The sequence below is a fragment of the Streptomyces sp. NPDC044061 genome, assembly GCF_056434305.1.
This window is the reverse complement of sequence record NZ_JBWKFL010000037.1, coordinates 42,042-60,300: the sequence shown is the minus strand read 5'-3', so window position 1 is coordinate 60,300 and position 18,259 is coordinate 42,042. Positions and strand designations below refer to the sequence as shown.

At 69.1% G+C, this 18,259-nt stretch carries 15 protein-coding genes; 4 read left to right on the top strand and 11 right to left on the bottom strand.

Annotated elements, in window-relative coordinates:
• The first annotated feature begins 133 nt into the window (after window positions 1-133).
• On the top strand, window positions 134-1,792 hold the full coding sequence (locus AC07CM_RS39570; protein WP_478881373.1) for an N-6 DNA methylase: 1,659 nt from the start codon (window positions 134-136) through the stop codon (window positions 1,790-1,792).
• A 29-nt stretch (window positions 1,793-1,821) separates the two neighbouring features.
• On the opposite strand, the gene AC07CM_RS39565 is transcribed toward AC07CM_RS39570, so the two are convergent.
• The 8 genes from AC07CM_RS39565 to AC07CM_RS39530 all read right to left on the bottom strand — a co-directional run bounded on the left by AC07CM_RS39565 (window position 1,822) and on the right by AC07CM_RS39530 (window position 11,843).
• A complete protein-coding gene (locus AC07CM_RS39565) occupies window positions 1,822-3,954 on the bottom strand; it encodes a UvrD-helicase domain-containing protein (protein WP_478881372.1) in 2,133 nt (710 codons plus the stop codon).
• A 40-nt stretch (window positions 3,955-3,994) separates the two neighbouring features.
• The gene (locus AC07CM_RS39560; RefSeq protein WP_478881371.1) at window positions 3,995-5,206 is read right to left on the bottom strand and encodes an McrC family protein; all 1,212 of its coding nucleotides are present in this window, start codon (window positions 5,204-5,206) and stop codon (window positions 3,995-3,997) included.
• A complete protein-coding gene (locus tag AC07CM_RS39555; protein ID WP_478881370.1) occupies window positions 5,203-7,020 on the bottom strand; it encodes a DUF4357 domain-containing protein in 1,818 nt (605 codons plus the stop codon). The genes AC07CM_RS39560 and AC07CM_RS39555 overlap by 4 nt, the downstream gene beginning before the upstream one ends.
• Window positions 7,021-7,112: 92 nt before the next feature.
• Complete coding sequence (locus AC07CM_RS39550) at window positions 7,113-8,066, bottom strand: hypothetical protein (protein WP_478881369.1); 954 nt, start codon at window positions 8,064-8,066, stop codon at window positions 7,113-7,115.
• Window positions 8,063-8,878 (bottom strand): protein phosphatase 2C domain-containing protein, encoded by an 816-nt coding sequence (locus AC07CM_RS39545; RefSeq protein ID WP_478881368.1) that lies wholly within the window; start codon window positions 8,876-8,878, stop codon window positions 8,063-8,065. The genes AC07CM_RS39550 and AC07CM_RS39545 overlap by 4 nt, the downstream gene beginning before the upstream one ends.
• Window positions 8,879-9,150: 272 nt before the next feature.
• Entirely contained in the window at window positions 9,151-9,816 is a 666-nt protein-coding gene (locus AC07CM_RS39540; protein WP_478881367.1) for a vWA domain-containing protein, read from the bottom strand.
• Between the two features lie 45 nt (window positions 9,817-9,861).
• The gene (locus AC07CM_RS39535) at window positions 9,862-10,356 is read right to left on the bottom strand and encodes a hypothetical protein (RefSeq protein WP_478881366.1); all 495 of its coding nucleotides are present in this window, start codon (window positions 10,354-10,356) and stop codon (window positions 9,862-9,864) included.
• Window positions 10,353-11,843, bottom strand: coding sequence for a hypothetical protein (locus tag AC07CM_RS39530; protein ID WP_478881365.1), 1,491 nt, complete (start codon window positions 11,841-11,843; stop codon window positions 10,353-10,355). Before AC07CM_RS39530 ends, AC07CM_RS39535 begins: the two co-directional genes overlap by 4 nt.
• Before the next feature lie 325 nt (window positions 11,844-12,168).
• On the opposite strand from AC07CM_RS39530, the gene AC07CM_RS39525 reads away from it, so the two are divergent.
• Window positions 12,169-12,735: a tellurium resistance protein gene (locus tag AC07CM_RS39525; RefSeq protein ID WP_478881364.1), complete on the top strand. Its 567-nt coding sequence runs from the start codon at window positions 12,169-12,171 to the stop codon at window positions 12,733-12,735.
• Window positions 12,736-12,786: 51 nt separating this feature from the next.
• Here the strand turns inward: AC07CM_RS39525 and AC07CM_RS39520 are convergent, their stop codons facing one another.
• Both AC07CM_RS39520 and AC07CM_RS39515 read right to left on the bottom strand, forming a co-directional pair.
• On the bottom strand, window positions 12,787-14,025 hold the full coding sequence (locus AC07CM_RS39520; RefSeq protein WP_478881363.1) for an McrC family protein: 1,239 nt from the start codon (window positions 14,023-14,025) through the stop codon (window positions 12,787-12,789).
• The gene (locus AC07CM_RS39515) at window positions 14,018-16,126 is read right to left on the bottom strand and encodes an AAA family ATPase (RefSeq protein ID WP_478881362.1); all 2,109 of its coding nucleotides are present in this window, start codon (window positions 16,124-16,126) and stop codon (window positions 14,018-14,020) included. Before AC07CM_RS39515 ends, AC07CM_RS39520 begins: the two co-directional genes overlap by 8 nt.
• A 184-nt stretch (window positions 16,127-16,310) precedes the next feature.
• Between AC07CM_RS39515 and AC07CM_RS39510 the strand changes: the two genes are divergently transcribed.
• Together AC07CM_RS39510 and AC07CM_RS39505 are read left to right on the top strand one after the other, a co-directional pair.
• Window positions 16,311-16,709, top strand: coding sequence for a hypothetical protein (locus tag AC07CM_RS39510; protein ID WP_478881361.1), 399 nt, complete (start codon window positions 16,311-16,313; stop codon window positions 16,707-16,709).
• Window positions 16,710-16,742: 33 nt separating this feature from the next.
• Entirely contained in the window at window positions 16,743-17,246 is a 504-nt protein-coding gene (locus AC07CM_RS39505) for a hypothetical protein (RefSeq protein WP_478881360.1), read from the top strand.
• A gap of 61 nt (window positions 17,247-17,307) precedes the next feature.
• Here the strand turns inward: AC07CM_RS39505 and AC07CM_RS39500 are convergent, their stop codons facing one another.
• Entirely contained in the window at window positions 17,308-18,213 is a 906-nt protein-coding gene (locus AC07CM_RS39500; RefSeq protein ID WP_478881359.1) for a YceI family protein, read from the bottom strand.
• Window positions 18,214-18,259 lie beyond the last annotated feature (46 nt).

The window sequence follows — 18,259 nt, the reverse complement described above, 5'->3', positions numbered from 1 at the left end:
CGGGCCGGGAGTCAGCCGCCCGGTCCGCCTCCGTCACACTTCGTAAACCAAGCCATCCGTTGAGTGTGTTGTTGACCCTGTCAACAACACACATCGTTGTCTGTCAGGCAAATCGCTGTGTACGGTTGCGGCCATGGCAGACAAATCCGCGGCACCGGCCGGGCCCCTGGTCACCGGTTCCGAGATCGCCCGGATCGCGGGCGTGACCCGTGCCGCGGTCTCCAACTGGAGAAGGCGGTACGACGACTTCCCCGCCCCAGTCGGCGGAGGGGCGAACAGCCCGCTCTTCGACCTCGCCGAGGTGCAGACCTGGCTGGACGGACAGCGCAAGGGGCAGGACGTCACGCAGGAGGTCCAGCTGTGGCAGACGCTGCGCGCAGCCTACGGTGACGACATGGTCGGTGGTCTCGCGGATGTCGCGCAGCTGCTCACCGACGCCGCGGGCGAGCCGTCCGACGCGCTACCGGAGGACGCCCGGCGCCTGGCGCGAGACCTGGCCGACGGCGGATCGGCGGGCGAGGTGGTGAACGCTCTCGCGGAACGTTTCACCGACTCCGTCCGCCGGGCCGGATCGGATCAGGTCACCTCCCCACACATCGTCCGGGCCGTACGGCACTTCGCCGGAGAGGTGACACCCGGAGCCACCGTCTTCGACCCGGCCTGCGGTATCGGCACGCTGCTGCTAGCCGTCGGACCCGAGCACGGACCCAAGAGGTGCGGCCAGGAATCCGACCCACGGAGTGCGCGCTTCGCCCAACTACGGGCCGACCTCACGGACCGCGCGGACGCGGACATCGTCACCGGAGACTCCCTGCGCCACGACCGGTGGCCGGAGCTGAAGGCCGATCTCGTCGTCAGCGATCCGCCGGTCAGCGACACCGACTGGGGCCGTGAGGACCTGCTCCTCGACCCCCGCTGGGAGTTCGGTACACCCTCCAAGGCCGAGAGCGAGCTGGCCTGGCTGCAGCACGCCTACGCGCACACCGCGCCCGGCGGCAGAGTCCTCATGGTCATGCCCGCCTCTGTCGCCTACCGCAAGGCAGGTCGCCGTATCCGGGCCGACCTCGTACGGCGCGGCGTCCTGACCCAGATCACCGCCCTGCCGCCGGGCGTCGCGGCATCGCACGCCCTCCCCGTGCACCTCTGGGAGCTGCGCCGCCCGTGCTCCGTCGGTGACGCCGCCACCAGTGTCCGGATGGTCGATCTGACGGCGAACGACCCGGACGGGTCACTGGAGGCGCAGCCCGACCAGGTCGCGGAGGTGTCCCTGATCGACCTGCTCGACGACGCCGTCGACCTCACTCCGGGACGCCGTGTCTCCGAGTCGCACCGGGACTACGTGGCGGAATACCGGGCCCTGAGCCAGGAGCTGACCGAACAGGTGCGGCGGCTCGCCGAGTTGCTGCCGGCTCTGACCGCCGGCGCGGGCGCCAGTGCTCTGGACGGGCCGTCCGTCAGCGTCGCCGACCTCGCGCGTGCCGGGCTGGTCCGGTACGGCGACCCGGAGCCGGTTTCGGTCAGCGACCAGCTCGACACCGACTTCCTCCAGGGGTTCCTGCGCAGCGCGGCGAACGCCCGCAGATCCACGAGTGCCAGCGGCACCTTCCGGCTCGACGGCAAGGGCGCTCGTATCCCGCAGATGGACATCGCCGAACAGCGACGGTACGGGGCCGTGTTCCGCGCCTTGCAGGAGTTCGAAGAACTGTCGCGTCGCGTCGCCGAGTTGAGCAAGCAGACGTCCGTGCTGGCGCGGGACGGTCTGGGCAACGGAGCTTTGGCACCCACGGAGTAGGGGCTGAAACGTTCGCTCCGGTCTCCGAGTCAGCCCTGAGGCACGAACGGACTGGCCGCCCCGCTCCACGACACCGCCAGCGCCTCCCGCGCCCGTGTGCACGCCACGAAGAGCAGGCACCGCTCGCGCAGCAGGTCCGAGTCGTGCTGCAGCGTGTCCACGGAGGCCGGTGTGACCTCCCGTGTGAAGGGCACCGCACTCGCCGTCACCCCGAGGACGGCCACGCAGCGGAACTCCAGCCCCTTCATGGCGTGCATGGTGGCGAGCCGCACGCCGTCCACGTCCGGACCCGGGTTGTCCTTGACCCTGACCACCGGGACACCGGCCGCGGCCAGCTTGTCGTAGGCCTTGTCCAGCAGCACGTTGAAGCGGGCACAGGCACCGATCTCGGACGGCCGGATGCCCTGGGCGATCCAGCCCTGGACGCGTTCGACGAGCGAGGCCACCTCGGCGTGCTCCGAGCCGTACCCCTCCACATGCGGTCTGCGGCCGTGCAGAAGCGAGCGGTAGCCCGCCAGGGTGTCGCTGCCCTCGCCGCCCAGATCGTCCACGGAGACGGGGGTGAGTATGTGCGTCGACCAGGTCAGGATCTCTTCCGTACTGCGGTAGTTGATCCGCAGCCGATGCGTACGGCCGGTCACCGCTATGCCCAGCGAACCGAGCGAGACCTTTGAGTCGTAGATCCGCTGATGCGGGTCACCAGTGATGAACAGGTCGTCGCTGCCGGATGCCACCGCGCGGCGGAGCACCCGCCACTGCGCGGGGTGCAGGTCCTGTGCCTCGTCGACCACGACGTGGTCGTGCGTCGGCGAGGCGGTCGCCAGGAGATCGGCCGCACGCGCGCACACCTTGAGGTGTGTGGTGGCCTTACGTTCCCGGAGCAGGGACTCGAACAGCTCGACACCCGACCACAGTTGCTCCCGCCGTGCGGGCGACAGCGCGCTGCCACGACCACGCCGGGAGGCGGCGCGATAGGCGTCGAGGGTGCGCAGGTCCTGGGCGAGGACCACGTGCCGGTACTCCTGAGCCAGGAACTGCTCCGTCCAAGGCAGCCCGAGCTGCTTCACCACCCTTTGCCACAGCTGCCGTTCGTCACGATCGTTGACGGGGGAGAGGGCCTTGCCGTCGTGGCGCGTCACCACGGCGTGCGCGTACGCATTGACCGTCGTCACGTCGACCCGGTCGAGGAGCGACGGGTCCCCGTCCAGCAGCACGGACAGGTTCTCGCGCAGCGAGGCGGCGAGGGCATTGGTGTAGGTGGTCAGCAGCACCCGGGCGTCGGCCGAGCGGGTGAGGAGATGCTTGACGCGGTGCAGGGCGGCGACCGTCTTGCCCGTGCCCGGGCCACCGGTCACCTGTACCGGGCCGCCGTACGAGACGCGGTAGGCGACCCGCCGCTGCGAGGGGTGCAGGAAGACGCGCCAGGCCGCGAACGGCTTTTCCAGGATGTCCGCGAGTTCCTCCGGCCCGGTGACCAGGGTGATACGGCTCGCGGTGTTGGCGATGACGACGGCCAGGCTCTCGTCCGGGTCCGGCCCCGCGTCGACGGGCCGGCGTACGGCGACCACGTCCCGGTACACCTCGTCGGGACTGAACCCTTCGGCAAGGTACTGGAGCACCTCGCACTGGTCCTCGGGCAGCAGGGTCTCGAAGGCCTGGAGCTGGGGCTTGTCGACGATGGTCCGCACCGCGCGCAGCACTTGGCTGTCGATGCCGAGTTCGCGCAGCACTTTGTCCGAGTACTTGGCGAACAGCAGCGAGCCGGCGGTGGCGGCCGCCTTCTCCAGGGCCGGTGTCAGCTGCTCGATGGCGACGACGTTGCGCACCTCGAGGCCGCGGGTGGCGGAGTTGGTGGTGTACAGCCGCTTGGCGGCCCAGGTGTAGGCGTCGTCATGCGGTACGACGTTCACCAGGAGGAAGACGTCGCTGCCGTCGTCGGGAGCCAGCACGACGCCCCGCCAGAAGTCGTTGATGCGGATGGTGCGCATCCGCGGATCACGTGCCTTGTCGACGGACTCCAGGTGCAGCCCCTTGTCGGCGTGCAGCTCGGCCACGGTCAGCCGCTGGAACTTCTCCATTGCCTTGCGCACGCCGGCTTTGACGGGCTTCTCCAGGACGTCGTAGCTCTCCCAGAAACTGCTGGCGAACGCGAGCTGTGGCACGTGACGCTCTCCCACCCCTGAACGGACCCCTCCGCGTCGATCATACGCGCAGGTCGGGCACCATCTGCCTGGCTACGGCGGCGATGTCACCGAGCAGCCCGGCGGGTTGCTGGTCCAAGTCGAGTGCGTGCTCGTGGATGAGGATGCCGGCGTGCCGCACCCGGTGCGCGGCGTGGGACGCGTTGCCCTTCGCGTACACCAGATGGCCCTCCCGCAGCCCGAGCGCCGTGCAGTACGCCAGCATCTGGTACAGGTCGGCCTCGGGGAAGCCGCCGCGCTTCTCCGCCTTGTACTTGGCGTCCACCACCGCGGCCGGAGCCCCGTCCGCTCCGTACAGCACGAAGTCGGGACGCATCCGGACCGCTGCTGCCTCGTCGAGGTGGTGCACGTCCTGAAGCCGCGAGGTCCGCCCCGAGCCGCGCAGGGCCTCCCGCAGCGCGACCGTCACGAAGTCCTCGAAGAGCTTGTTCATGTCGAACAGAAACCCGTCGATGCGGAGCCCGCCGTGGGCGTGTTCCGCTGACGCGTTCTCCAGGACGACACGCGCGAGGCGCAGGGCCGTGTGGTAACGGGCGTTGAGACGCGTGGGCCGCCAGTCAGGGAGAGGCTGTCCGCGCACGACGGCGGTCACATCGGCCAGCCGCCCACGCTGATGCAGCAGCCTGCGGCGTACGTCGCGCGGTACGCCGGGCAGCCGCAGCAGGCGGTCGACGGCCGCCCGCAGAAGACGGTTCTCCGCGATGTCGGTGGTGAACTCGTCGTACGTCACCTCCACCGGCAAGGTGGCACCGAAGTGGCGCCGGATCTGCTCGGCCTCACGGATCCGCCCGCGGACGACGAGGGCGGACTCCTCCGTGACCCGGTATCCCTGCAACAGACCCTGGCGCAGTGCCCGGTCCACCTGCCGCTCCACGGTGTGGGCCAGCGCAGGCAATAGATCGCGGTGCTCGGCCACCTCGACTTCGCCGTCCCGCCAGGCACCCTTCGGGTCGAGGCTGTAGCCGAGGAGGAAGAAGAGCCGGGCGATCGGCGTCTTGGGGATGATCCGGACGGTGACTGCCTCATCCACGCCCGGCACTCCGACGGCCACCGAGCCCACCTTGCTTCCGGCCCGCAACGACCAGCGCCCCGCCGCGTACGGGTCGGGGGCCGCGTCGAGGATGCCCCCGGCGGCCAGTGCACGGCCGACCGCGTCCGGCAGAGCGAGGCTGACCGCGGGCGCGTGTTCGACGAGATCGACGACCGACCTCACCCGAGCGACTCCCGCAGCGCGGCCAGCCCGTACCGTTTCTCGACGTCCACGCCCTCGCCGTAGTGGTGCTCCTCCAGGAGCGGCAGGATCTTGGTCCGCCAGGTCCGCTCGAGACCACCTTCCCGGTAGACGCCCTTCTTCATCAGGTACGAGGGCCCGATCCGGAAGTCGGGTTCGTCGATACGGGAGTTGAGCGCGTCGAGGATATCGGCGGGCTCGGCGTCCTTGCCCTCCCTGGCCAGCCATCGGCGCAGCAGCCCGCTCGTCGGCTCGGTGCGGGGCGACAGCTCCACGAAAGCGAACCGCCGCCGCATGGCCGCGTCGACGAGCGCGATGGACCGGTCCGCCGTATTCATGGTGCCGATCACGAACAGGTTCGGCGGCAGCGCGAAGTCGTCGCCCGAGTACGTCAGCCGGACCGACTTGTTCCTGTACTCCAGCAGGAAGTACAGCTCGCCGAACACCTTGGCGAGGTTGGCCCGGTTGATCTCGTCGATGATCAGGAAGTGCGGGATGTGCCGGTTGCCCTCGCGGGAGGCGAGGTCGGCCAGCTCGCGCAGCGGTCCGGCGGTGAGCCGGAAAGCGACCTCCCGGGTCTGCGGGTCCTCTTGGGGCCGAAAGCCCTCGAAGAAGTCCTCGTAGGCGTAGGAGGGATGGAACTGCACGAGCTTGACCTGCTCGGGGCCGCCGCCGAGGAACTCGGCGAGTTTGAGGGCGAGATAGGTCTTTCCGGTGCCGGGCGGGCCGTAGAACACCAACTGCCGTTCGTCCCACAGCAGGTCGCGTACCTCGTGAAGCCATTCGACATCGTGCGCGAGGAGTTCGGCAGCCAGCTCGTCGGTCGGCTCGGGCAGTTCGAGCTCGCGGCGGGCGGCCACGACCTGGAACTCCACGCTAGGGTCGCGCTCTGTGGCCTGCGCTTCCTCGGCGAGTTCTTCGTCGCTGAGACCGAGGCCATCCACCAGGGCCTGGATGGAGGACAGATCGACCACGTCGTGCTGGACGGACAGCTTCTGCTGCAACTCTTCCGGTAGTTCGTCGTACGGGTAGCCGTCAGGCTGCCATTCCACGGGCCGCTGCAGATTGGACCGCCCGCCCTCGGACTCGGTCTGCTCAGCTCCTCCGGTGATCTCACCTACGTACAGCTGACCACCGGAAATGGTGCAGACGGTGTCACCAGGCTTCATGCGAGAAAGAAACGCATGTATTTCTTCCGCCAGTTGCTGCTTCTGGCTGTAGGTGGCGGAGGATTCATAGTCCTCTTGGATCAAGATCCGCAACTGGTCCTTGCTGGTCCCCTGCTCCACACCCTGGCGCAGCCGGGAGGCGGCAAGCGTCAGGCGTCCCTCGGGCAGCCACATCCGCTGCACCAGGTCCAGGCCGCTCACGTTCGAACCGCGAACCAGCCAGGGGCGGTTGGGTCCAGGCCACATGCCGGGCATGAAATCGCCAAGGGGACGGCCATCTTCCGTCTTCCAGTTGACCCAGCCATTGGCACTGTGACCTTTCAGTACCGCCGCGGCCCTGGAGGAGGAGTCGAAGGTGATGGCTTCTGCCGTCTCGAGCCAGCCGGGCCACTTCTCCGACGGCTTGATCCGCCCCTGCCGGATCAACTCCTCCCGCTCCAAGTGCGCACCGATGACCCGGGTGGAGAACGACGGCACAACGTCTGGCCGCACGGGTTCGCCGGCATAAACGACGAATCTGCGGCTCCCGTTGTCACCCAGCCTCTTCGCAGGGCGCCCATGCGCGACCGGCCCCCCGTTCGGCAGGCGGAGCCGGAATTCAGGGTACTGCGTGTCCTCGTCGTTCATACTGATCGCTTCCCCCAGCAGAAGGCCCGGATGCAAAGGTTAGAGTCTCGGACTGACACGCGCCCGGCGCTGGGGGAGCGCCAGACGTCTCACTACTGCCCAGGTGCTCGCAGGGTGATGGGGGTTCGGACCCGCGCCCCGTCCAAGACCGTATGGTCGATGGCGGGCCGAGGCCTCGGCGCGGCCGCGGTCAGCGTGATCGTGCCGCGGTCGCTCAACGCGGTCTGCCACTCGCTCGGCCGGGGACGGGTCCCGCGCTCACCGGCGGCCTGTGCGAAGAGTCGCCGTACTCCGGCATCCTGCCGGTCGTTCAGGCACCCGGCGACGAGCTTCAACTCCTGTCCCGGTGTGAGATAGGGCTCCTGAGTGAGGATGCGTCCCACCACGAGGGCAGTCTTGTACGCGTCCGTGTCCACCGACGCCTCGGTCGACGGCACCAGCGGATCGTTCCAGTCGGGAGTGCCGGCCTGGGCCTGCACGGGCGCACGCCCCACCCGGCGGAAGCCGTCGCAGTCCAGGAAGTGCACGGCGGTTTCCGGAGCGAGTGACCACAGGACGTTGGCCTGCGAGATGTCCCCGATCACGAGCCCGGCGCTGTGGAACCAGCCGATGGCCTCCGCACAGGCCACAGCCAGCGCCCTGCGCTGCTCCGGCGTCGGCTGGACCACCTCCTGCCAGGCCACCTTGGGTTGCCTGATCAGATACTGCAGTTCGAGCAGCTTCGTGGACCCGACAGCGGTCCGCCAGGTCATGTCGGCCGGGGCCCGCCGCATCAGGAAGCCGAGCACCCGGTTGCCCTCGACCACCCGGCACAGCGGCCAGGCGGCAAGGGAATCCAGTCGGCCCCGGTCGGACTGGCCGAGGCTCTGACGGAACGCGACCAGATCGGCGAGGGCGCCGCCGTTCACCTTGGACGGGTCTTTGTACTCCTTGAAGAGCAGTGGTCCGTCGGTCAGAGCGTGCACGTCACCCTGGCCGCCACTGCCGACCCGGTCCGTCAGAGCGAGCGACGCGCGGGCGATGTCCGCCCCGTCCTCCGCGCTCATGCTCCCTCCTCCCACACGCAGATGACGGTGCGGTCGTCGTCGTAGGACTTGGCCCGGGTCTGCGCCTGCCAAAGGAAGTCGGACAGCGATGGAACCTCAGGGCCGCCCCAGGCGTGCGCGAGGTGGTTGGCGAACTCGGGGTCCTTCTGGGTCAGGGGGTTGGTGATGCCGTCGCTGCCGAGGAGCAGGACCTCGCCCGGGACCGTCCGCAGCATCATGGACTTGACGCTGCGGTAGGCGTGCGGAAGTGCCTCGGTGCGAGTGTCCAGGAGGCTGCTGTCCCCGGCCGGGTTGCCGTGTTCCCAGTGAGCGCCCCGCAGGACGAACAGGCCGCCGTCGCCGACGCTGAACACGACGCGCTCGCGGATGCCGGGGTCCGTCGGAACCAGCAGGACGTGCAGCGTGGTGGCGTGCTCCGGGCCGAGACGCGATGCGCTGACTGCGCCGGCGATCGCCTTGTTGGCGCTTGCGCGGAGCTCCCCTTCGTCCTGGGCGCTCAGGGCCGCATGAATGCTTTCCGCCTCCCGGTCCAGGTGCATGGCCGCTTGGCGAGTGATGCGGAAGGAACCGATGTGCGACGACTTCGCGGAACCCACCCCGTCTGCGACCGTCAGCAGAAGCAGCTCGGCTTCCGGAGGGCCGATACGTACCACGGCCATGGCGTCCTGGCGGCAACTGCCCTCCCAGTTGTGGGAGTCCCCGCGCACCGAAGCGGCCCGCACGGTGATGCGTCCTACCTGGGCTCCGTCCACTTGAACCGCAGGGGTGAACGCCGCGAACTCGTCCCCGTCCCTGAGGGTCGGACGTGACAAGGGATGCGGCGGATAGCTGGGAGGACGGTGACCGACGTGTTCGGGTGCTCCGCGCAGGATGCCGGCCCCCGCATCCGGAGTCGTCACAAGGCGATCCGGGGCCTGGGGCGCAGGCCACTCATGCGCCTCCACCCGGGACATTGTCTCGTGTGCGACGAGCCCGGGCGGCAGGGTCGCATAGTACGCGTCGACGTCGTTGCCGTGGGGAAGCCGGCCTGCGTTCCCGGCACCCTGCGCCGCGTCGCCCGACTTCTCGAAACTCACCGGGCCGCTCACAGCTTGTCCAGGGAGAGGCTGGTGAAGCCGGGGATCTGCTCCTCGACCTGGAGCTCGAAGCCCTCGCCGCCCTGAGCTGCCATGCTGGTCGCCGAGCTGACGATGGAACGGGTGAGGCTCGAGGCGAACTCCCGGATGGCCATGGCCGGGGAGATGGAATCGTCCTGCTGAATGAACGCCTTGAAGTTGGCCACCTCCGTGATGGTGGACCGTTCGGCGTCGCTGATACCGAAGGCGATGATCTTCGGAGCGTAGCGGAACGAGTTCAGTTCCTTCAGGTCCGTGCGCCAGCCCTCGTCCGTGGGGATGCCGTCGGAGAGGAAGAAGACCACCGGCCGGTACACGTCGTGGCCGTCGGCCTTCAGTTCCGCGACGTCCTTCTCGATGGTGTTCTTCAGCAGGCGGAAGGCGGCCCCGAAGGAGGTGACTCCGCCGGCTGACAGGGACGGCAGTTGCGTCAGCTCGCTCAGGTCGGCGAGCGGCTGAAGCACGGAGGCCTGCGTCGAGAAACCGATCAGCGCGAAACGGGTCTTGTCCGCGACGCTCGGATTGGTGCTGATCTCATGGTGCAGGTCGGGCAGCGCCGAGTTGATGGCGTCCACACCACCTCCGGCCATGGAACCGGACTCGTCACACACCATGTAGAAGGGAAGGATCTGCATGGACTCTCCTGAGCTCAAAAAGACGGCGTGGAGACGGCGTGGCCGTCACCGGGTGTAGAAGTAGATCTCCAGGTCGGCCGCGCCGGAGACGCCGCCGTTCCAGAAGTCCCGCGTCGTGGCGTCGATGAACATGTCCGGTCGTGCCTTGTGCAGGGACTTGTTGATCTCGCGGGCGTAAGCCTGACCGGTGCCGGGTTCCGGTGCCTTGCCGAAGGTCAGCACGAAGGCCGCGTCGCGCGCCTTGTACCGGGCGGTGGCTGCACGCAGCTCCTTCACCATCCGCGAGGTGTCACCCGGGCCGGCCGTCACATGGAGCTTCACCGGCTTGCGCTCCACCGACCGCGGTCCCGCCGGCGTCGGGCTCGGCGTGGGCGACGGCTTGGCGTCCGCCGACGGGGAAGGGTGGGCGGCGGCTTGGGCCGCCAGCGGATCCCCTCGGTCGCCCATGGACACCAGAGCGAGGACGAGCAGCATGTCGGCGAAGAGCCACCCGGCAAGGTGCAGGGGGTTGAACCTGAAGCTCGGCTTGCGAGGGCTCACCGTGCCGATCCGATCCCGGCCTGCAGCTCCCTCGCCTGCCGCAGCTCCTCCTCCGCGCGCCGCAGTTCATCCTCGGCACGCCGCTGAGCTGCCTCGGCGCCGACCCGCGCTGCCTCGGCTTCGGCCCGCGCAGCCTCCGCGTCCGCTCGTGCCGAAGCCACGTCGGCCCGCGCGGATTCCGTCTCGCTGAGCGCCCGCGCCAAGGCGTCGCTGACGCTCGCGAAGCGGTCGGCAGCGTCGTGCAGTGCACGGCTGCGGGCCTCGATACCGAGCAGCGCCTCGCGGGAGGCCTCCGCGGCCTCGCTGGAGCGCTCGGCCACCGTGCCGAGGTCGTCCAGCAGCCGGCCGTTGACGTCCGAGACCACCTCGATGCCGGTGGTGAACCCACGCTGCGAGGCGGCCAGTACGGTCAGCGACTCCTCGACCTGCTGAGCCGCGTCGGACAGCGCGGTGCGAACAAGGTCGCCGTTGCCCCCGACCGCCGACTCCAGCCGGTCCGCGGCACGAGCGAGGACGTCGCGCATGGCGTCGCCGGCCGCTCGCAGGTCTTCCACCGCCTTGTCGAGTACGCCGGTCTGCCCGCTGACCGCGTCGGCCAACTGCCGTCCCGCCTGCGTCACCGGGTCGGCGAGATCCTGAACGGCGGTCTGGATGGCCGTACCGCTGTCCCGGACGGTCACCTCGATCTGCCTCACCACTTGCTCGATCGGCCGCACGTACGACTCGGCCTGGGAGAGGCGCTGCTCCGCCTTGTCCATGGCCTCCCCCACCAGTTCGGCGGCGCGGGTGAGTTCCTCCTGCGTGGCGATGGCCTTGGAGTGCATCCGCTGGAGTCGCCCGGCCGCCGAGTTGAGCTCTGCCGCGAACCGCTGAGGAGAGGCGACACGATGGCGGTTGAGGCAGAGCTGCGAACGCGTCAGGACCGGGGTGAGGCGCGCGAGAACCGCCCGGGTGAGGTGGCGCGCCTGCTCCTCGCTGCGTTCGGCGGCGGTGCGACGGTAACCGTGGACCGCTGTGAGGACGAACAACATCCCCAGCGCAATGCATCCGGTCACGGCGACGTGCCCGAACCGGAACACGTTGCCCAGGTGCCCGTCGAACCCGGACTGCCACAGCTGGAGGAACGGCCGGCCCGCCGCCTTGGGGTCGTCCCCGGTGAGTGCTCCGTACGCGCTCGAGGCCTGCCAGAGACCGAACCACGTGAAGAGCAGGGGCAAGAAGACGAGGGCGCCGAGAACCCAGTCGAGCAGGGAGTTGAACCGCGTCCGGCGGCTCTCCTCCGAGGTCTCGGCGATGCTCTCGGGCCGTGCGAAATGCCCCATCAGATCAAGGTCGGCCCACGGGTCGAGGGCCTCCGGGTCGTCGGAGTCCAGTGCCTGGGCCAGTGCGCGCAGTTCGTCGGCGCGCGGCGCGAGCAACGGTTCCTGCGCCATGTCGTCGAGATGACGTGCCGCCACCCCGTTGTCGATTTGAGTCCCCGCGAACATTCCCTACCCCTGCCCGGCGGTACCGGGCCGTCTGTGCAGATACAAGTGCACGCAGCGTGGCGGTGCCTTGCCGTTCACGCCTGCGTGTGGACAAACATGGTGCCTACAATGTTCACATCTTCTTCACTGCCTGCGCAACAATAGGCGAGAATCACATGGTTGGTGCGGCGTGTCAGGAACCATTGATACCGATCAGTGATGTAGGGGGAGGGCTGCGTTGAGCGGTGACGGAAGGCAGCGGGGTGTCATCCAGCTGGGCCGAGGAGCGGCGCCTGTCCAACCGGAGCTTGAGACGCGGCGCTCGCGAGATCCGCAGACGCGCACGGTGGACCTCACCAAGCAGACGCCGCGCGCCCAGATCACCGGCCGAGGCATCGTGCAGGTGAACCTCAACTGGTCGGTCGCCTCGGAGGCCGACCTCGATCTGGGCTGCATGGTCCTCACCCGCGACGGAATGGGCGCCGCGGTGCAGCCCCTCGGTGAGGAGTGGGGGAGCCTGGACGCCTGGCCGTACGTCAGCATCGACCAGGACGACCGGACCGGCGAGACCTCCGACGGGGAAACCCTCCGCATCAGCCTCGAGCATCGCCGCGAGTTCACCAAACTCCTCGTCTACGTGTACATCTACGAGGGCGCGGCCGACTTCCGGACACTCGGAGGGGTCGTCACCGTCGGCGCCCCGAGCGGCACCTGGCGCATCCATCTCGACGACTCCCCGGCAGGCGCCACCGCGTGTGCCATCGCGCTCCTGTCCCCGGGGCGCGACACGCTCGACCTGCGGCGCGAGGTCCGGTGGTTCACCGCGAAGCCGTGGCTGCCGAACCAGCAGCTCATCGACCAGGCGTACGGATTCGGCTTCGACTGGGTGCCGGGAAGCAAGCCCGCCCTGTGAGGCGAGGCTGCTCCGGAGCGTACTCGCGACGAGCCGACTCCAGCGGCTTCGTCACAGCAACGCGTCTCGTAGCCACGCGCGCGCTCGGTCCGGGCGGGCACGAGTGTCGACGCCGAGAAGATGAATGACCCCCAGACTGCCCTGTGGGCTGCCGACTTGGAGGGTGCGTCGGGCGTACCCGAGTGGGTGGGGGTGGACGATCACCGCGCACCGCACGTTGGCAGGCGTGTATCCGGCGCTGTAGGTCAGGAGTTGGTGGAGGTCACCGGCGCCGACACTGTGCCGGTCGTACCGTTTGTACTTGGCGTCGACGGGCAGCAGGAAGCGGCTGTCCGCCTGGGGGCCGGGCAGGCTGAGCAGCAGGTCCGGGCGGAATGTCGACATGTTTCCCAGGTCGCCTCGTACGGTGATGCCGGACATGCCGCTACTGGACACGGGCCGGCCGCCGTGCGGAGCGGCGGCCTCGGTGGCGAGACGCCGGACAACGACCTCCCAGAGCGCGGGCATGGCCAACAGCAGGCCGCCCGCGGTGGTGCCGTGATCGGTGAGCAGGTCCGTCACACCACCGCCACGCAACAGCAGCCCGGCCCACGTGTGGGCGGGACGGTAGCGGGCGTTGAGGCGCGTGTACCGGGTGCGGTCGAGTGCGCGCAGGGCGGCGTTCGGGGTGGCGGCGTGTGGGAAGGCGGCTGAAATGCCATGCAGATCGCGAGACAACGCGGAGTCGTCGGTCAAGGCGCGCGCCTGCCGAAGTGCGGACCCGAGGACGCGGTTGTCGGAGATGTTCGTCTCGCGGTCGAAGGTGCGCACGTGCAGTTGATCCAGTTGCCCGTAGCGCCGGGTGACCTGGGCGGCGACGTCCAGGCGTCCCCGCAGCACCGGTTCGAGGCTCTGGCGGCGGACGTAGTCGCGACTCAGCCCCTCCCGCACGAGCTTCTCGCACTCTTCGAGCAGGGCGGCCGCGAGGAGGTCGGCGTACCCGTCCGGGCCGGTGCTCCAGCGTCGTGCCGTCGTCGGGATGGGCGAGCCAAGGGCGTAGGCGAGCCAGCTCATCAACTGCTCTCCGGGAATGGCGAACTTGGGCCGGATGACCAGCCGTACGCGATCGAGAACCAGCACGCCGACGGTGGAGTCGGCCTTCAGCCGCCACCCGGACCGGCCGGGTGTCATGGCGAGGTGGCGTCCTGCCTGGAGGGCGTGAAGGCGATCGACGTCCCGAGCGGTGAGCTGGTCGCTGCCCAACTCGGCGGACTCGTACTCGCCGAGCTGTATCTCCGCGCGGTCAGGCATCGAGGTCGGGCGCGCCGCTGGTGAACTCGGCCGCGAGTGCACCGGCGAGGTCCTGCGGCGACATGAGCACGGGCCGCCCGGTGTCCGGGTCGACGAGGTCGCCGAGGACGCGGTGCAGAAGGTCCGCGCGGCCGAGGCAGTAGTCCTCCAGGAGCGGGATCACGTCGTGGTGAAACGCGGCGGCCAAGTCGTCCTCGGTGGCCACCGGTTCACCGTCACGCAGCAGATAGGCGTGGCCGATCTGATGGTCGACATCGAGGTGGCGGGCGATGCGCGTGTTGAGGGACTCGAAGAACCCCGCCAGGTCCAGCGGGCCGACCGTCCCGGATACAGCGTCCGGGTCAGGGGTGACGGGAAGGAAGGCGAAGCGTCGGCGGACGGCGGCGTCCAGGTGGCTGATGCTGCGGTCCGTGGTGTTCATGGTGCCGATGATCCGAATGTTGGGCGGCACGGAGAAGCTTCGCTTGCTCACGGGCAGATCGACGGGCAGGTTGCGCTTGTCGAGTTCCAGGAGCGTGATCAGCTCACCGAAGATCCGTGGCAGGTCACCTCGGTTGATCTCGTCGATGACCAACAGGAACGTCCGCTCGGGGTGGGCGGTGGCGCGGCTGCACAGGGCGTGGAAGAGACCGTCGGCGAGGGCCAGGGTGAGCCCCGGGCCAGTTGCGCCGAGGTCAGGCTTGAAGCCCTCGACGAAGTCCTCGTATCCATAGGAAGGATGGAAGGTGACCAGCCGGACCTGGTCGCCGCGCAGCATCTCGGCCTGCGCCTCGGCACGCCGGCCCTGGTCGGGACCGAGGGCTTCTGCCCGGCCGCTGAGGGCGAGCGCGGCACCGAGAGCGAGCCGGGTCTTGCCGGTGCCGGGAGGGCCGTGCAGGATCACCTGGCCCTTGCGTTCCAGCGCGTCCAGTACGGCTTGCACGTCCTCGGGCAGCGCAACAGGCGCACTCCGGGGTGGGGACTCATCGTCCGTTGCAGTGGCGGCCGACGGGGCGGTGAGCTTGGCGAAGAGAGTCGGATCGACCTTGGCGAAGGTGGACCGCCAGCCGTGCTGGGGCTTCGGCAGTCTCTGTGCGCGGGAGACGTCCCACGTCACTGGTACGACGTGCTGGTACTCGGGTCGGTCAGAAGCGAAGTGGTAGCTCCCGGAGACCGTGCCGGTCGCCAGGACCTCCTCGGTGCCGCGGTTGGCGACGATCCGGTCACCGGCCTCCAAGTCCCGGAACGCCAACAATCTCCGCCCCGTGGTCAGACTGCCACCACTGCTGCCGGGATAGTGCCTGTCGAAGGCTTCCTTCAGTTCGGTGTCGCTCTGGTACTGGCCGAGGTCACCAAGGTCGTCCCATCCCACGCAGATGAACCCGCCGTCACGGCACTCGTCCCAGTGACGACCGCGTTCTCCAGGAGCGATCTTCCAGATCGTGCGCTGCCGGGGACGAGGGTCGAAGTCCTGGTAGAGGAAGCGCATCACCTCGTAGCCGGACCACCCAGCGAACTCCCGCCGTGAACGGATGAGTTCGAGGAGTCGGCGGTTCCTGCGCCAGGCCGGCGCATCTGCCTCAGCGGTCCCGCCCAGCAACACGAGGAACCGTCGTAGATGCTCTGCGGAGGAGATGGGCAGGAAATGCTCCGGGAAGTAGACGGCCAGTGACTTGGTCACGAGCGCCGGACCGAATCGCAGCGCAGGTAGATCGTCCACTCCGTCGAAGTCCCCTGCGGCCACGGCTTCGAAGGCTTTGACGAACTGACCGCGAAGGTGCCCCCACGCTTCTTGGGGGTCCATCCCACGCAGCGGAGCCGCCAGCCGCCATTCGCCCGAGTTGTGGCGGTACATGATGTGCTTGGCCGCGCTGCCGCCCTTGATGCTGCCGAGATGCGGGGTGCCGAACTCCATGAGTCGGCAGTACGTCGTCCCCGCCGCCGCGCCGGTCTGGGCATCCTGCCCAAGGGCGTACCGCTCGAGGGGCAGTTCCGGCCAGTCCTCCAGCGGGAACTGCGCGAGCACCTGCTTGCGCTCGGCGTTGGCCATGGTCTCGTCGTCGGCGACAGTGTTCCGGTCGAACCCGGCCGCAGCCGCCCATACGTCCACCCCAGCGGTCATGGGGATCATCATGCCGGACCGGGCGGAGCCGGGGGCCTCGTTGGCCGAGGCAGGGGGATCGGCTGCGGACGGCGGCGCGAGTTGGCAGCATGGTTTGGCAGGGACGTCGGGGAACAGGGCGGACACCAGGGCGTGGTGAGACGCTCCGGGAAGGCCAGCAGCACGGTCGAGGGGACGGGCAACGATGACGGACTGGATCTACATTCTCAATCCGAACCGGGACACGCTGGACGGGGAGCCCTCCGACAAGGAGACCATGCGCAGACTGGCCAAGGAGGAGCCGGAACTCGACCTCTGGCTCAGTCGGCGCAACCGGATGGTGGGGGGCGACCGTCTGTGGTTCTTCTTCAGCCAGCCCGAAGCGGCGGTCGCGGCCGTGGCTGAGATCGATGGGGAGCCGTACGAGGATCCTGACGATCCCGACTTCTCGTTCCGGGTCGAGGTGACCTTGCTGCCGGAGGAGACGGAGGCGCTGTACCGCAACCCGGTGAGGCGGGATGAGCTGGGCTTGGGGCAAGTGCGGTCGGTGCAGAAGGTGAAGCCGGAGGCGCTGCCGGTTCTGCTTGCGCGGGCGGGCCTCTGAAGCGGCGTGGCAGCGAGGGCTATCGTGATCGGCATGCCGTCGTCGCACCTGCTGATCATCGGAGATCGTGCTGCCCTGAGCAGGGTGGTTACCGAGCAGCGGATGGCGTTCCCGGCGGGGCGGGCGAAAGCTGCCCGGGCGCTGGAGGAAGGCGACGAGATCTTCCTCTACACGACGCGGGGCTGCTTCCGTAATCCGACGCGGGACCTCGGGCGGGTCGTCGGTCGGGCCACGATCGCCAGTCCGGTGCGGGCCCTGGACGAGCCGGTCGTCTTCGGCGAGCGGACCTTTCCGGAGGGCTGCCGCCTGGAGGTGTCCGGTCTGGCACGCTTCCGCGACGGGCTGGTCCTGCGCGACCTGGTTCCGCGCCTGTCGGTGTTCCCCGACCCGGCCACGTGGAGCGTCCGCATGCGGCGTGCGTCGCTGACGCTGCCTGCTGCTGACGCCGACCTGGTGCGCGCCGAGTTGGAGCCCTTGCTGCGGCCCTACGACGACGCGGCCGAGGGCTACAGCTGGAAGGAGCCTGTGCCGAGTTAGTCGGGGGCATCGGCGACCGGCGCCCCCGGGTTCGGCGAAGCGCGGTGGGCCGGCCTGCCGCCTACTCCGGGGGCGTGGGGGTCTCGGGGGTGCGGTGCATCGCCTGGACGTCCAGCTCCAGCTGCACGGTCGGCCCGACGACCGAGATGCCACGGGCCAGCATGGAACGCCAGTTGAGGGTGAAGTCCTCGCGGTGCAGCTCCGCCTTCGCCAGTGCCGCGCAACGCAGTTCCTGCTCGTAACCGCCGTTCACCGTGCCGAGGTACGTCGTGTCCAGGCCCACGGAGCGGCTGGTGCCGTGCATGGTGAGCGTGCCGTTCAGTGTCCACCTGGCGCCGCCGCGGTAGACGAACCGGGTGCTGGTGAAGTCGATGTACGGGTAGCGCTCGACGTCGAGGAAGTCCGCGGAACGCAGGTGGTTGTCTCGGGTCCTGTTGCCCGTGGTGATGCTGGAGGCGTCGATGCGCACCGACACCTGGGAGTCGGCCATGTCCGACGCGACGCGGATGCCGCCGGTGAAACGGGTGAAGCGGCCGTGGACGTGCGCCATGCCCACGTGCTTGGCGATGAACCGGATCGCGGTGTGCGGCGGGTCGAACAACCAGGTGCCGGGCGGCGGGAGTTCCGGCTGACGGGCGGGGAGCAGCGCGATGCGCGCCGGGGAGACGACGGCTCCGGCTGAAATGTCGACGTTCTCGCGGGCTGGTGTGAGCCCCTCCGCCGTCGCCATCACGCTGTAGGAGGCGGGTGGCAGCATCGCCACGAACAGGCCGTACGGATCGGTGGTGCCGCGGGCGACGACGCGGTGGCTGTCCAACGCGGTCACCGTGACCTCGGCACCCGCCAGAGGTTGTCCCACGGGATCGACGACCTCGCAGCCGTATGCGCCCGCGCCGGCCGGCAGGGGTACCGAGAGGCCCGACGCGGCGGTTCGGGATCGCCGACGCCGGAGCAGTCCGAAGGCCATGCTCTTCACCTTTCTTCACCGCATCACGACCGCGAGCCTCGGGAAC